We start from the raw sequence: 15816 nt of genomic DNA, 5'->3' as shown, positions 1-15816 counted from the left end.
CCCGGGCAGTCAACGTGCGCGTAGTGACGTACGGACGAATCGTACTCCACGTGTGCAGTGTTGATGGTGATACCACGAGCCTTCTCTTCCGGAGCGCTATCGATCTTGTCGAAGTCAACCTTGGCCGAACCGAAAACTTCGGAGCAGACACGGGTCAGAGCAGCGGTCAGAGTGGTTTTACCGTGGTCAACGTGACCGATGGTGCCGACGTTGACGTGCGGTTTGTTACGTTCGAATTTTTCCTTAGCCACGACAGTAAACCTCTTACTTAAAGGGCGGGATTAGCCTTGTTTTTTAACCAGCGCTTCGACGATGTTCGCCGGAGCCTCTGCGTACTTGGAGAATTCCATGGAGTAGCTAGCGCGACCCTGGGACATGGAACGGACGTCGGTAGCGTAACCAAACATCTCGCCCAGCGGAACTTCGGCACGGATAACCTTACCGGACACCGAATCTTCCATACCCTGGATCAGGCCACGACGACGGTTCAGGTCACCCATCACGTCACCCATGTAGTCCTCAGGAGTTACCACTTCTACCTTCATGATCGGCTCAAGCACCTTACCGCCACCCTTCTGGGCCAGCTGCTTGGTCGCCATGGAGGCAGCGATCTTGAACGCCATCTCGTTGGAGTCGACGTCGTGGTAGGAACCATCGAACACGGTAGCCTTCAGGCCGATCAGCGGATAGCCGGCAACGACGCCGTTCTTCATCTGCTCTTCGATACCCTTCTGGATCGCCGGGATGTATTCCTTCGGAACCACACCACCTACGACTTCGTTGGTGAATACCAGACCTTCGGTGATGTTGCCCTTGTCGTCCACGTCTGGAGTCGAGAAACGAATCCAGCAGTGACCGAACTGACCGCGACCACCGGACTGACGAACGAACTTGCCTTCGATCTCGACAGCGTCCTTGGTAATGGTTTCACGGTAAGAAACCTGCGGCTTGCCGATGTTGGCCTCGACGTTGAATTCGCGCTTCATGCGGTCAACGAGGATGTCCAGGTGCAGCTCACCCATACCGGAGATGATGGTCTGACCGGTTTCTTCGTCAGTCTTGACGCGGAACGACGGGTCTTCCTGAGCCAGCTTGCCCAGTGCGATGCCCATCTTCTCCTGGTCAGCCTTGGTTTTCGGCTCTACAGCTACCGAAATCACCGGCTCCGGGAAGTCCATGCGCTCGAGGATGATCTGCTTGTCCGGATCGCACAGGGTTTCACCGGTGGTGACATCCTTCATGCCGATCAGAGCAGCGATGTCGCCAGCGCGTACTTCTTTGATCTCTTCACGCTGGTTGGCGTGCATCTGCACCATACGACCAACGCGCTCTTTCTTGCCTTTCACGGAGTTGATGACCGACTGGCCAGACTCCAGAACGCCCGAGTAGACGCGCACGAAGGTCAGTGTACCGACGAACGGGTCGGTAGCAATCTTGAACGCCAGAGCCGAGAACGGCTCGTTGTCGTCGGCATGACGCTCGTCGTAATCGCCTTCGGCGATTTCCTCTTTCGGCTTGTCGGCCAGATCCGGGTGAATACCCTTGATCGCAGGGATCTCGGTCGGAGCCGGCAGGTAGTCGATGACGGCGTCGAGAACCAGGGGAACGCCCTTGTTCTTGAACGAGGAGCCGCAGACAGCCGGCACGATCTCGCTCGCCAGAGTACGGGCGCGCAGACCAGCCTTGATCTCTTCGACGGACAGGTCACCTTCTTCAAGGTACTTGTTCATCAGCTCTTCGTTAGCTTCGGCAGCAGCCTCGACCATGTTCGAGCGCCACTCGTTGGCCAGCTCTACCAGCTCGGCAGGAATCTCTTCCTCACGATAGGTAGTGCCCTTGTCGTCTTCGTTCCAGTAGATGGCCTTCATCTTGATCAGATCAACCTGACCTTCGAAGTTCTCTTCTGAACCGATGGCGATCTGAATCGGTACCGGGGTGTGACCCAGACGGTTCTTGATCTGACCAACGACGCGCAGGAAGTTGGCACCAGCACGGTCCATCTTGTTCACGTAGACGATACGCGGAACGCCGTACTTGTTGGCCTGACGCCATACGGTTTCGGACTGCGGCTCAACGCCCGAAGTACCGCAGAACACAACGACAGCACCGTCGAGTACGCGCAGCGAGCGCTCTACTTCAATGGTGAAGTCAACGTGACCGGGGGTATCGATGACGTTTACGCGGTAGTTGTCGTACTGACCAACCGAACCCTTCCAGAAGGTGGTGATAGCAGCAGAAGTAATGGTAATACCACGCTCCTGCTCCTGAACCATCCAGTCGGTGGTCGCGGCGCCATCATGCACCTCGCCCATCTTGTGGCTCAGACCTGTGTAGAACAGGATCCGCTCGGTAGTGGTGGTCTTGCCCGCGTCAACGTGGGCACAGATACCAATATTACGGTAGCGGTTAATTGCTGTATTACGAGCCATAAAGCCCTCGCAAGGTTAGTAGAGCCGGAATTAGAAGCGGTAGTGCGAGAAAGCCTTGTTGGCCTCAGCCATACGGTGCACGTCTTCACGCTTCTTGACAGCAGCGCCTTTGCCTTCAGCAGCATCCAGCAGCTCACCAGCCAAACGCAGAGCCATGGACTTCTCGCCGCGCTTGCGGGCGTAGTCTACGAGCCAGCGCATTGCCAGAGCGTTACGACGCGACGGACGAACTTCGACCGGAACCTGGTAGGTAGCACCGCCTACACGGCGGGACTTGACTTCGACCAGCGGAGCGATGGCGTCGAGAGCTTTCTCGAAGATCTCCAGGGGATCGCTGTTCTTGCGTGCTTTGACTGTGTCCAGAGCACCGTAAACGATGCGCTCGGCCACGGCCTTCTTGCCGCTTTCCATCACGTGGTTCATGAACTTGGCGAGAATCTGCGATCCGTACTTCGGATCGTCGAGAATCTCACGTTTTGCTGCTACACGACGTCTTGGCATGATAAGCCCTCAAACGGTCTTCAGGTTAGCCCGGGACTTTCGGCAAAAGCCGCGCCCGACCTTACTCTTATCGACTCAACTAAATATAAAGATTCAAGCGGCCTTATTTCGGACGCTTGGTACCGTACTTGGAACGACCCTGCTTACGGTCTTTGACGCCGGAGGTATCCAGCGAACCACGCACGGTGTGGTAGCGCACACCCGGAAGGTCTTTTACACGACCGCCACGGATCAGCACGACGCTGTGCTCTTGCAGGTTGTGGCCTTCACCACCGATGTACGAGGAAACCTCGAAACCGTTGGTCAGACGCACGCGGCATACTTTACGCAGTGCCGAGTTAGGTTTTTTCGGCGTGGTGGTGTACACGCGAGTGCACACGCCACGACGCTGCGGGCAGTTCTGCAGCGCAGGCACGTCGGATTTCTCGACGATACGCTTACGCGGCTGACGTACCAGCTGGTTGATAGTTGCCATCTACTAGCTCCACTGTTGTCTTTCGACGCTCACAAATAAAGATGGCAGAGCACAGCGCCCTGCCAAATTTAGGGGTGCATGAGTCTAAAGAGACTCACACCCCCAGTCAAGGCAAAGCCCCGCTAGCGAACCAGCGGGGCTTTGACTCAATTTCCGCTGGAGTTCAGCGCTTCGGTCAGTGCGGCTTCCACCTCACTGGCGCTGACTCGTACCGGCTTGTCTGCATCACGCTTGCGCTTGCGCTCGCTGTGATAGGCCAGACCGGTACCGGCCGGGATCAGACGACCCACGACCACGTTCTCTTTCAGACCACGCAGGTAGTCGCGCTTGCCAGTAACCGCCGCCTCGGTGAGGACGCGAGTGGTTTCCTGGAAGGACGCTGCCGAGATGAACGACTCGGTAGACAGCGAAGCCTTGGTGATACCCAGCAGCACGCGGGTGTACTTGGCGACGAACTTGTCCTCTTCGGCCAGACGCTCGTTCTCGCCCAGAACCTGGGTGAGCTCCATCTGATCGCCCTTGATGAAGGACGAATCGCCGGACTCGCTGACTTCAACCTTACGCAGCATCTGACGCAGGATGGTCTCGATGTGCTTGTCGTTGATCTTCACGCCCTGCAGACGGTAAACGTCCTGGATCTCATTGACGATGTACTTGGCCAACGCGCTGACACCCAGCAGACGCAGGATGTCGTGCGGGTCGCTCGGACCGTCGGAAATGACTTCGCCGCGGTTCACTTGTTCGCCTTCGAAGACGTTCAGGTGACGCCACTTCGGAATCAGCTCCTCGTACGGATCGCTGCCATCGGTCGGGGTGATGACCAGACGGCGCTTGCCCTTGGTCTCTTTACCGAACGAGATGGTGCCGCTGATTTCCGCCAGGATCGAGGCTTCCTTCGGACGACGGGCTTCGAACAGGTCGGCAACGCGCGGCAGACCACCGGTGATGTCGCGGGTCTTCGAGGTCTCTTGCGGGATACGGGCGATAACGTCACCGACCGCGATCTGCGCACCGTCAGCCACACCGACCAGGGCGTTGGCTGGCAGGAAGTACTGAGCAGGAACGTCGGTACCCGGCAGCAGCAGTTCCTTGCCGTTGGCGTCGACCATCTTGATGGCCGGACGAATGTCCTTGCCAGCAGCCGGACGATCCTTCGGATCGAGAACCTCGATGTTGGTCAGACCGGTCAGTTCGTCGGTCTGACGCTTGATGGTGATGCCCTCCTCCATGCCGACGAAGGTCACGGTACCCTTCATTTCGGTCACGATCGGGTGGGTGTGCGGGTCCCACTTGGCGACGATGGCGCCAGCGTCGACCTTGTCGCCTTCCTTCACCGAAATCACGGCACCGTACGGCAGCTTGTAGCGCTCGCGCTCACGACCGAACTCGTCAGCCACAGCCAGCTCGCCGGAACGGGAAACCGCCACCAGGTTGCCGTCCACGCGCTCGACGTGCTTGAGGTTGTGCAGACGGATCGCACCACCGTTCTTCACCTGGACGCTGTCGGCAGCCGAAGTACGGCTTGCAGCACCACCGATGTGGAAGGTACGCATGGTCAGCTGGGTACCCGGCTCACCGATGGACTGGGCAGCGATAACGCCGACCGCCTCACCGATGTTGACCTGATGACCACGGGCCAGATCGCGACCGTAGCACTTGGCGCAGATGCCGAAGCGGGTTTCGCAGGTGATCGGCGAACGCACGACCACTTCGTCGACGCTGTTCAGCTCGATGAACTCGACCCACTGCTCGTCGATCAGAGTACCGGCCGGAACGATGACGTCCTCGGTGCCTGGCTTGAACACGTCCTTGGCGATCACTCGACCCAGTACGCGCTCACCCAGCGGCTCGACGACGTCACCGCCTTCGATGTGCGGCGTCATCAGCAGACCGTGCTCGGTGCCACAATCGATCTCGGTTACCACCAGATCCTGCGCCACGTCGACCAGACGACGAGTCAGGTAACCGGAGTTCGCGGTCTTCAGTGCGGTATCCGCCAGACCTTTACGAGCACCGTGGGTGGAGATGAAGTACTGCAGAACCGACAGACCTTCGCGGAAGTTCGCGGTGATCGGCGTCTCGATGATGGAGCCGTCCGGCTTGGCCATCAGGCCACGCATACCGGCCAGCTGACGGATCTGGGCGGCGCTACCACGCGCACCGGAGTCCGCCATCATGTACATGGAGTTGAAGGACTCCTGCTCGACAGTCTTGCCTTCGCGATCGACAACCGGCTCTTTCGAGAGGTTGGACATCATCGCCTTGGACACTTCATCGTTGGCCTTCGACCAGAGGTCGATCACCTTGTTGTACTTCTCGCCCTGGGTAACCAGGCCGGAGGCGTACTGCGATTCGATTTCCTTCACTTCCTCGGTGGCGGCGTCGATGATGCGCGCCTTCTCGTCCGGGATGACGAAGTCGTTCACGCCAATCGACACACCGGAGATGGTCGAGTAAGCGAAACCGGTGTACATCAGCTGGTCGGCGAAGATCACGGTGTCCTTCAGACCAACGGTGCGGTAGCACTGGTTGATCAGCTTGGAGATCGCCTTCTTCTTCATCGACTGGTTGACCACGTCGTAAGACAGGCCGGCCGGTACGATCTGGAACAGCAGCGCGCGGCCGACAGTGGTGTCGACGATGCGGGTGTTCTTGGTGATGCTGCCGTCGCGGTCTTTGATGACCTCGTTGATACGCACTTTCACACGGGCGTGCAGGGAGGCTTCGCCGGCGCGGAATACGCGGTCGACTTCCTGCAGGTCGGCGAATACACGACCTTCGCCTTTGGCGTTCACGGCTTCACGGGTCATGTAGTACAGACCCAGTACAACGTCCTGCGACGGCACGATGATTGGCTCACCGTTGGCAGGCGACAGGATGTTGTTGGTCGACATCATCAGCGCACGCGCTTCGAGCTGGGCTTCCAGCGTCAGCGGCACGTGAACGGCCATCTGGTCACCGTCGAAGTCGGCGTTGTACGCGGCACAGACCAGCGGGTGCAGCTGGATAGCCTTACCTTCGATCAGTACCGGCTCGAACGCCTGGATGCCCAGACGGTGCAGGGTCGGCGCACGGTTGAGCAGTACGGGGTGTTCACGAATCACTTCAGCGAGAACGTCCCACACTTCCGGCAGCTCGCGCTCGACCATCTTCTTGGCAGCCTTGATGGTGGTCGCCAGACCACGCATTTCCAGCTTGCCGAAAATGAACGGCTTGAAAAGTTCGAGGGCCATCTTCTTCGGCAGACCGCACTGGTGCAGACGCAGGGTCGGGCCTACGGTAATTACGGAACGACCGGAGTAGTCCACGCGCTTACCGAGCAGGTTCTGTCGGAAGCGACCTTGCTTACCCTTGATCATGTCGGCCAGCGACTTCAGCGGACGCTTGTTCGAGCCAGTGATGGCGCGACCGCGACGGCCGTTGTCGAGCAGGGCGTCGACGGCTTCCTGCAGCATGCGCTTTTCGTTGCGCACGATAATGTCCGGCGCCGACAGGTCGAGCAGGCGCTTGAGACGGTTGTTACGGTTGATCACGCGGCGATACAGATCGTTCAGATCGGAAGTCGCGAAGCGGCCACCGTCCAGCGGTACCAGCGGACGCAGATCCGGCGGCAGAACCGGCAGAACGGTCAGTACCATCCACTCAGGCAGGTTGCCGGAGTCCTTGAAGGCTTCCATCAGCTTCAAGCGCTTGGACAGCTTCTTGATCTTGGTCTCGGAGTTGGTCTGCGGAATCTCTTCACGCAGGCGGCCGATCTCGTGATCCAGGTCGATAGCGTGCAGCAGCTCGCGAACGGCCTCGGCGCCCATACGCGCGTCGAAGTCGTCACCGAACTCTTCGAGGGCTTCGAAGTACTGCTCGTCGTTCAGCAGCTGGCCCTTCTCGAGGGTGGTCATGCCCGGATCGATCACGACGTAGCTCTCGAAATAGAGCACGCGCTCGATATCGCGCAGGGTCATGTCCATCAGCAGGCCGATACGGGACGGCAGCGATTTCAGGAACCAGATGTGGGCGACCGGCGAGGCCAGTTCGATGTGCGCCATGCGCTCACGACGAACCTTGGCCAGGGCCACTTCAACGCCGCACTTCTCGCAGATCACACCGCGGTGCTTGAGGCGCTTGTACTTGCCGCACAGGCACTCGTAGTCCTTGACCGGGCCAAAGATCTTGGCGCAGAACAGGCCATCGCGCTCTGGTTTGAAGGTACGGTAGTTGATGGTTTCCGGCTTTTTAACTTCACCGAACGACCACGAACGGATCATCTCAGGCGAGGCCAATCCGATACGGATGGCGTCGAACTCTTCGATCTGACCCTGGTTTTTCAGCAAATTCAGTAGGTCTTTCAAGGCCTTTCCTCCTGGCGGAGCGGGCAGCGAGCTGGGTTAGCCCCGCTGCCGATTCACGTCGTGTTATTCGGTTTCCAGATCGATATCGATACCGAGCGAACGGATCTCTTTGATCAGTACGTTGAAGGACTCGGGCATGCCCGGCTCCATACGGTGATCGCCATCCACGATGTTCTTGTACATCTTGGTACGGCCGTTCACGTCGTCCGACTTCACGGTCAGCATTTCCTGCAGGGTGTAGGCGGCGCCATAGGCTTCCAGTGCCCAGACCTCCATCTCCCCGAAACGCTGACCACCGAACTGCGCCTTACCACCCAGCGGCTGCTGGGTAACCAGGCTGTAGGAACCAGTGGAACGGGCGTGCATCTTGTCGTCCACCAGGTGGTTCAGTTTGAGCATGTACATGTAGCCGACGGTGGTCGGACGCTCGAACTGGTTACCGGTACGACCATCGAACAGGCGCATCTGGCCGCTCTCCGGCAGATCAGCCAGCTTCAGCATGGCCTTGATCTCGGTTTCCTTAGCGCCGTCGAACACGGCAGTCGCCATCGGTACACCGCCTTTGAGGTTCTTCGCCAGCTCGAGAATCTCGGTATCGGAGAACTCGTCGAGGTTTTCCTGACGGCCACCGATCTCGTTGTAGATCTCAGCGAGGAACTTGCGCAGTTCGGCGATCTTGCGCTGCTCTTCGAGCATGCGGTTGATCTTCTCACCCAAGCCCTTGGCCGCGAGGCCCAGGTGGGTTTCGAGAATCTGACCGACGTTCATACGCGACGGAACGCCCAGCGGGTTCAGTACGATGTCGACCGGCGTACCGTTGGCGTCGTGCGGCATGTCTTCGACCGGCATGATCACCGAGACGACACCCTTGTTACCGTGACGACCGGCCATCTTGTCACCCGGCTGGATGCGACGGCGGATGGCCAGGTAGACCTTGACGATCTTCAGTACGCCCGGAGCCAGGTCATCGCCCTGCTGCAGCTTGCGCTTCTTGTCTTCGAACTTGTCGTCGAGCATCTGACGGCGGTCGGAGATGTAGGCCTGAGCCTTCTCCAGCTGCTCGTTCAGGGCGTCGTCGGCCATGCGCAGTTTGAACCACTGGCCACGCTCGAGACCGTCGAGGAACTCGTCGGTGATCGCGGTGCCTTTCTTCAGACCAGCGCCGCCTTCGGCGATAGCGCCAACCAGAGCGGAACGCAGACGCTCGAAGGTCGCGCCTTCGACGATGCGGAACTCTTCGTTCAGGTCCTTGCGGATCTCGTCCAGCTGCATCTTCTCGATGGACAGGGCGCGCGAGTCGCGCTCCACGCCGTCACGGGTGAAGACCTGAACGTCGATGACGGTACCCTTGGTGCCAGTCGGCACACGCAGGGAGGTGTCCTTAACGTCAGACGCCTTCTCACCGAAGATCGCACGCAGCAGCTTCTCTTCCGGCGTCAGCTGAGTCTCGCCTTTCGGGGTGACCTTACCGACCAGGATGTCACCTGGGCCGACTTCGGCGCCGACGTAGACGATACCGGCTTCGTCCAGCTTGTTCAGAGCTGCTTCACCCACGTTCGGGATGTCAGAGGAGATTTCCTCTGGGCCGAGCTTGGTGTCACGCGCCACACAGGTCAGTTCCTGAATGTGGATGGTGGTGAAGCGGTCTTCCTGGACCACGCGCTCGGACAGGCAGATGGAGTCTTCGAAGTTGAAGCCGTTCCACGGCATGAACGCAACACGCATGTTCTGACCCAGCGCCAGTTCACCCATGTCGGTGGACGGGCCGTCAGCCATGATGTCGCTACGCGCAACCTTGTCACCTTTGCTCACCAGCGGACGCTGGTTGATGCAGGTGTTCTGGTTGGAGCGGGTGTATTTGGTCAGGTTGTAGATGTCGACACCGGCTTCGCCAGTTTCGACTTCGTCATCGTTGACGCGAACCACGATACGGCTAGCGTCGACGGAGTCGATCACACCACCACGACGGGCCACGACGCAGACGCCGGAGTCACGGGCGACGTTGCGCTCCATGCCGGTACCTACCAGCGGCTTGTCGGCACGCAGAGTCGGTACAGCCTGACGCTGCATGTTCGAACCCATGAGTGCGCGGTTGGCGTCGTCGTGCTCGAGGAACGGAATCAGCGAGGCAGCGACGGAAACCACCTGCTTCGGCGAAACGTCCATCAGGGTGACGTCTTCCGGCGCCTTGACGGTGAATTCGTTGAGGTGACGTACGGCTACCAGTTCGTCGATCAGCTGACCCTTGTCGTTCAGGGTCGCAGACGCCTGGGCGATAACGTGGTCGGCCTCTTCGATGGCGGACAGGAATACGATCTCGTCGGTGACCTTGCCTTCCTTGACCACGCGGTACGGGCTCTCCAGGAAGCCGTACTGGTTGGTGCGGGCGTAGGCAGCCAGCGAGTTGATCAGACCGATGTTCGGACCTTCCGGCGTTTCGATCGGGCACACGCGACCGTAGTGGGTCGGGTGTACGTCGCGGACTTCGAAGCCTGCACGCTCACGGGTCAGACCACCTGGGCCGAGTGCGGAGACGCGGCGCTTGTGGGTGATCTCGGACAGCGGGTTGTTCTGGTCCATGAACTGCGAGAGCTGGCTGGAACCGAAGAACTCCTTCACCGCCGCCGCAACCGGCTTGGCGTTGATCAGGTCTTGCGGCATCAGGCCTTCGCTTTCGGCCATCGACAGACGTTCCTTGACCGCGCGCTCTACACGCACCAGGCCAACGCGGAACTGGTTCTCGGCCATCTCGCCGACGCAACGTACGCGACGGTTACCCAGGTGGTCGATGTCGTCGACGATGCCCTTGCCGTTACGGATGTCGACCAGGGTCTTCAGCACGGCAACGATATCTTCCTTGCTCAGCACGCCCGAACCTTCGATCTCGGTACGACCGATACGACGGTTGAACTTCATGCGGCCAACGGCAGACAGGTCGTAACGCTCGGCGCTGAAGAACAGGTTGTTGAACAGGGTCTCGGCAGCATCCTTGGTTGGCGGCTCGCCGGGACGCATCATGCGGTAGATCTCGACCAGCGCTTCCAACTGATTGGTAGTGCTGTCGATCTTCAGCGTGTCGCTGATGAACGGACCACAATCGATGTCGTTGGTGTACAGGGTCTCGAAGCGAACCACTTGAGCCTTGGACATCTTGACCAGCAGGTCGGCGGTCAGCTCGGTATTGCACTCGGCGATGATCTCGCCGGTAGCCGGGTGCACGATCGCCTTGGCAGTGGTACGGCCAATGACGTAGTCGAGCGGAACTTCCAGCTCCTTGATACCAGCCTTGTCCAGCTGGTTGATGTGGCGAGCCGTGATACGACGGCCCTGCTCCACGATCACCTTGCCACTGCCGTCCTTGATGTCGAGGACGGCGATTTCGCCGCGCAGACGCTGTGGAACCAGCTCCAGGTTCAGGCTCTCGCCCTTCACGTGGTAGACGTTGGTGTCATAGAAGGCATCCAGCACTTCTTCAGTGCTGTAACCCAGTGCGCGCAGCAGGACGGAAGCCGGCAGTTTGCGGCGACGGTCGATACGCACGAATACCGCGTCCTTCGGATCGAACTCGAAGTCCAGCCAGGAGCCGCGGTAAGGGATGATGCGAGCGGAGTACAGCAGCTTGCCCGAGCTGTGGGTCTTGCCACGATCGTGGTCGAAGAACACACCCGGCGAACGGTGCAGCTGGGACACGATGACGCGCTCGGTACCGTTGATGACGAAGGTACCGTTCTCGGTCATGAGCGGAATCTCGCCCATGTACACTTCTTGCTCTTTGATGTCCTTGATCGCTTTGTTCGACGATTCCTTGTCGAAAATGATCAGGCGCACTTTCACGCGCAGCGGCACGGCGAAGGTCACGCCACGCAGGACGCACTCCTTGACGTCGAACGCCGGCTCGCCCAGGCGATAGCCGACGTACTCCAGAGCGGCATTGCCGGAGTAGCTGATGATCGGGAATACCGATTTGAAGGCCGCATGCAGGCCGATGTCGCGGAATTGTTCCTTGCTCACCCCTTGCTGCAGGAATTCGCGGTACGAATCCAGCTGGATAGCCAGGAGGTAAGGCACATCCATGACATCCGGCAACTTGCTAAAGTCCTTGCGGATACGTTTTTTCTCAGTGTATGAGTAAGCCATCAGCGTTCCCCAGCTTGGTCACCTGCTTGTTTGGCCAGCGCCGGCGGCGGTGACCAGAAAATCGTGCAAACCCTCGGTTTGCGACCGCCTCTCGGGCGGGATCTTTTCGGCTCCAGGTCGGCTATTGAACAGCCAACCTAGAACGGAAAAAGGCCGGTGGCAAAAGCCACCAGCCATCAGCCTTTCGCTCAACGCTTGGGCTGGAGACGCAAAGTCGAAATTACTTGACTTCGACTTTAGCGCCAGCTTCTTCCAGCTTCTTCTTGGCGTCTTCAGCAGCTTCTTTCGAAACGCCTTCAGCGACGACCTGAGGAGCGGTGTCAACCTTCTCCTTGGCTTCTTTCAGGCCCAGACCGGTCAGCTCGCGAACTGCCTTGATCACGTTGACTTTCTTCTCGCCGGCTTCAACCAGAACAACGTTGAACTCGGTTTGCTCTTCAACAACAGCAGCCGGACCAGCCGGGCCTGCAGCGGCAGCAGCAGCAGCGGTAACGCCGAAGGTTTCTTCCATCGCCTTGATCAGCTCAACGATTTCCATAACGGATTTCTGGCCGATTGCTTCGATGATTTGCTCGTTAGTCAGAGACATGACTATCAATTCCTGTATTGGGGTGACGGCCTACGCGACCATCAAATTAAACGTTTGATTTCGAAAGAGCTCACGCCGCCTCAGGCAGCAGCAGCTTCTTTCTGGTCGCGAATGGCCGCCAGAGTGCGAGCGAGTTTGCTGGTGGCGCCTTGAATAACGCTCATCAGCTGGGCGATGCCCTCGTCGCGGGTCGGCAGACTTGCCAGTACGTCGATCTGGTTTGCTGCGAGGTACTTGCCCTCGAACGCAGCTGCCTTGATCTCGAACTTGTCCTGACCCTTGGCAAAATCCTTGAACAGACGAGCAGCAGCGCCCGGGTGTTCGTTGGAGAATGCGATCAGGGTCGGGCCTTTGAACACGTCGTTGAGCACGTCGAACTGAGTGCCTTCAACGGCGCGCTTGAGCAGGGTGTTACGCACGACTTTCACGTACACACCAGCTTCGCGGGCCTCTTTACGGAGTCCGGTCATTGCGCCGACAGTCACGCCACGGGCATCAGCCACGACAGCGGACAGACCGGCTTTGGCAGCCTCGTTGACTTCAGCGACGATGGCCTTCTTGTCTTCGAGTTTAATTGCCACGGGTTTACTCCTGGTTTTTACCGTATCGCCGAACCGGAGTTCGGCGGCGTTTTGGTGTCTGATTCGGTAACGAATCGGGAGCACCATCTGCGTAGGCCATCAGGCGAACCTGACATTTAAAACGCGAGTCACCTACGGTCTTGGATAGCCCCCGCCAGGCAGGGACCCCAATTTTTCAAAGCCGGCAGCTCAAGGCTACCGGCCCAATCACTTACGCGTCGAGCGAAGCCTGATCGATGATCAGACCCGGACCCATGGTGGTGCTCAGGGTCACGCGCTTGACGTAGATGCCTTTCGAGGTCGACGGCTTCAGACGCTTCAGGTCGGACAGCAGGGCTTCCACGTTCTGCTTCAGCGCAGCGGCTTCGAAGCCGACCTTGCCAACGGAGGTGTGGATGATGCCGTTCTTGTCGGTACGGAAACGTACCTGACCAGCCTTGGCGTTCTTGACAGCGGTAGCGACGTCCGGAGTAACGGTGCCGACTTTCGGGTTCGGCATCAGACCGCGCGGGCCCAGTACCTGACCCAGCTGGCCAACGACGCGCATGGCGTCCGGGGAAGCGATGACCACGTCGTAGTTCAGATCGCCTGCCTTCATTTCGGCAGCCAGATCGTCCATACCAACCTTGTCGGCACCGGCAGCCAGAGCAGCTTCAGCGCCCGGACCCTGGGTGAACACGGCAACGCGTACGGTCTTGCCAGTGCCGTTCGGCAGCACGGTGGCGCCACGTACGACCTGGTCGGATTTACGCGGATCTACGCCCAGGTTCACAGCGACGTCGAAGGACTCGGTGAACTTGACGGCAGACAGCTCGGCCAGCAGGCCGGCAGCTTCTTCGAAGGTGTAGGCCTTGCCGGCTTCAACCTTGGCCGCGATGGCCTTTTGGCGTTTGGTCAACTTAGCCATTACACACCCTCCACGTTCAGGCCCATGCTACGAGCGGAGCCGGCGATGGTGCGCACGGCCGCATCCAGGTCAGCGGCAGTCAGATCAGCCTGCTTGGTCTTGGCGATCTCTTCCAGCTGAGCACGGGTAACGGTGCCTACTTTGACGGTGTTCGGACGAGCGGAACCGCTGGACAGGCCTGCAGCCTTCTTCAGCAGCACCGATGCCGGGGTGCTCTTGGTTTCAAAGGTAAAGCTGCGGTCGCTGTAAACGGTGATGATCACAGGGGTCGGCAGACCAGGTTCCATGCCCTGAGTCTTGGCGTTGAACGCCTTGCAGAATTCCATGATGTTCACGCCGTGCTGACCCAGAGCGGGACCGACGGGTGGCGACGGGTTTGCCTGACCGGCTTTAACCTGCAGCTTGATATAAGCCTGAATCTTCTTAGCCATTAGCTACTCCAATTTCGGGTTCGAACGCCTGACGGCTCCCCGAGGTTACTTACGCATTTATCCCAGTGACGACAAAACCCCGCAGCCTAAGGCTGCGGGGTGAGGGATGCTTATGTCAGTTATGCCTTCTCGACCTGACTGAACTCCAGCTCGACCGGGGTGGAGCGACCGAAGATGGTCACAGCAACCTGGATGCGGCTCTTTTCGTAATTCACTTCTTCGACCACGCCGCCGAAATCGGCGAATGGGCCATCGACAACTCGCACCATCTCGCCCGGCTCGAACAGAGTCTTCGGCTTGGGCTTGTCACCGCTATCGGCGACACGACGCAGAATGGCTTCGGCTTCTTTCTCAGTGATAGGCGCCGGCTTGTCGGCCGTACCACCAATGAAACCCATGACGCGCGGCGTATCCTTGATCAAGTGCCAAGTCGCCTCGTTCATTTCCATCTGCACCAAAACATAGCCAGGGAAGAACTTGCGCTCACTCTTGCGCTTCTGACCATTGCGCATCTCGACCACCTCTTCGGTGGGAACGAGAATCTCGCCAAAGTCATCTTCCATACCAGCCAGTTTCACGCGCTCGATGAGCGAGCGCATCACATGCTTCTCGTAACCCGAGTAAGCATGCACGACGTACCAACGCTTAGCCACGAGACACCCTTAACCAACAATCAGGGAAACAAGCCAACCGAGCAGGGAATCGAGACCCCACAGCAGCAGCGCCATCACCAGGACCACTGCAACCACGATCAAAGTGGTTTGCATGGTTTCCTGGCGGGTCGGCCAAACGACTTTACGAATCTCGACGCGCGCCTCTTTCAGCAGCACCGCGAACGCCTGACCACGAGCAGTCTGAAACGCCACGAAAGCAGCACCAGCACCCAACGCAACCAAACCCAGAACGCGATACAGAACCGGCTCAGCAGAGAAGTACTGATTACCCACAACACCCACAACAACCAGGGCAGCGACAACCAGCCACTTGACCAGATCAAAGCGAGAGTCTTTGGCTTCAGCCTTAACATTCATTCGAGAGGATCCTGTGAAAGACACGCCAGATTCGTTAGAAAATGGCAGGTCAGGAGGGAATCGAACCCCCAACCTGCGGTTTTGGAGACCGCCGCTCTGCCAATTGAGCTACTGACCTAAAACAAAATCAGGCCGACCATTATGCCGGCCTGAGAGGAACAGATCAACCGATTACTCGACGATCTTGGCAACCACGCCAGCACCAACGGTACGGCCGCCTTCGCGAATCGCGAAACGCAAGCCATCTTCCATGGCGATCGGCTTGATCAGGGTGACAACCATTTTGATGTTGTCGCCCGGCATTACCATCTCAACGCCTTCCGGCAGTTCGCACGAACCGGTCACGTCAGTGGTACGGAAGTAGAACTGAGGACGGTAGCCCTTGAAGA

At 58.8% G+C, this 15816-nt stretch carries 12 protein-coding genes, 1 tRNA gene and 1 pseudogene; all 14 read right to left on the bottom strand.

Going from position 1 to position 15816, the window contains the following annotated elements; translation table 11 throughout:
• The coding region (locus INS93_RS24330; RefSeq protein ID WP_264294434.1) for a GTP-binding protein at positions 1 to 251 on the bottom strand (251 nt) is incomplete at its 3' end.
• A gap of 30 nt (positions 252 to 281) precedes the next feature.
• Positions 282 to 2429: an elongation factor G gene (gene fusA / locus INS93_RS24325; RefSeq protein WP_192985823.1), complete on the bottom strand. Its 2148-nt coding sequence runs from the start codon at positions 2427 to 2429 to the stop codon at positions 282 to 284.
• A 30-nt stretch (positions 2430 to 2459) separates the two neighbouring features.
• Entirely contained in the window at positions 2460 to 2930 is a 471-nt protein-coding gene (gene rpsG / locus INS93_RS24320; protein ID WP_003246741.1) for a 30S ribosomal protein S7, read from the bottom strand.
• Between the two features lie 103 nt (positions 2931 to 3033).
• Positions 3034 to 3405, bottom strand: a complete 372-nt coding sequence (gene rpsL, locus INS93_RS24315) for a 30S ribosomal protein S12 (RefSeq protein WP_003463319.1) — start codon at positions 3403 to 3405, stop codon at positions 3034 to 3036.
• Between the two features lie 146 nt (positions 3406 to 3551).
• A complete protein-coding gene (gene rpoC / locus INS93_RS24310; protein ID WP_160016972.1) occupies positions 3552 to 7751 on the bottom strand; it encodes a DNA-directed RNA polymerase subunit beta' in 4200 nt (1399 codons plus the stop codon).
• Between the two features lie 63 nt (positions 7752 to 7814).
• The gene (gene rpoB, locus INS93_RS24305) at positions 7815 to 11888 is read right to left on the bottom strand and encodes a DNA-directed RNA polymerase subunit beta (RefSeq protein WP_160016971.1); all 4074 of its coding nucleotides are present in this window, start codon (positions 11886 to 11888) and stop codon (positions 7815 to 7817) included.
• A 220-nt stretch (positions 11889 to 12108) separates the two neighbouring features.
• Positions 12109 to 12477: a 50S ribosomal protein L7/L12 gene (gene rplL / locus INS93_RS24300; protein WP_037001817.1), complete on the bottom strand. Its 369-nt coding sequence runs from the start codon at positions 12475 to 12477 to the stop codon at positions 12109 to 12111.
• A gap of 80 nt (positions 12478 to 12557) precedes the next feature.
• A complete protein-coding gene (rplJ, locus tag INS93_RS24295) occupies positions 12558 to 13058 on the bottom strand; it encodes a 50S ribosomal protein L10 (RefSeq protein WP_037001815.1) in 501 nt (166 codons plus the stop codon).
• A 211-nt stretch (positions 13059 to 13269) separates the two neighbouring features.
• Positions 13270 to 13965, bottom strand: coding sequence for a 50S ribosomal protein L1 (gene rplA, locus INS93_RS24290; protein ID WP_017675626.1), 696 nt, complete (start codon positions 13963 to 13965; stop codon positions 13270 to 13272).
• Complete coding sequence (gene rplK / locus INS93_RS24285) at positions 13965 to 14396, bottom strand: 50S ribosomal protein L11 (protein WP_021488823.1); 432 nt, start codon at positions 14394 to 14396, stop codon at positions 13965 to 13967. The genes rplA and rplK overlap by 1 nt, the downstream gene beginning before the upstream one ends.
• Positions 14397 to 14515: 119 nt before the next feature.
• Positions 14516 to 15049, bottom strand: coding sequence for a transcription termination/antitermination protein NusG (gene nusG / locus INS93_RS24280; RefSeq protein WP_004373446.1), 534 nt, complete (start codon positions 15047 to 15049; stop codon positions 14516 to 14518).
• A gap of 9 nt (positions 15050 to 15058) precedes the next feature.
• Complete coding sequence (secE, locus tag INS93_RS24275) at positions 15059 to 15427, bottom strand: preprotein translocase subunit SecE (RefSeq protein ID WP_160016970.1); 369 nt, start codon at positions 15425 to 15427, stop codon at positions 15059 to 15061.
• 42 nt (positions 15428 to 15469) lie between these two features.
• A tRNA-Trp gene (locus tag INS93_RS24270) sits at positions 15470 to 15545 on the bottom strand.
• A gap of 53 nt (positions 15546 to 15598) precedes the next feature.
• Positions 15599 to 15816, bottom strand: a pseudogene (gene tuf, locus INS93_RS24265) (elongation factor Tu); the annotation flags it as partial.

This window comes from Pseudomonas sp. EggHat1 (assembly GCF_014892995.1).
GTDB classification, from domain to species: domain Bacteria; phylum Pseudomonadota; class Gammaproteobacteria; order Pseudomonadales; family Pseudomonadaceae; genus Aquipseudomonas; species Aquipseudomonas chaetocerotis.
This window is presented reverse-complemented; position numbering and strand designations above follow the sequence as displayed.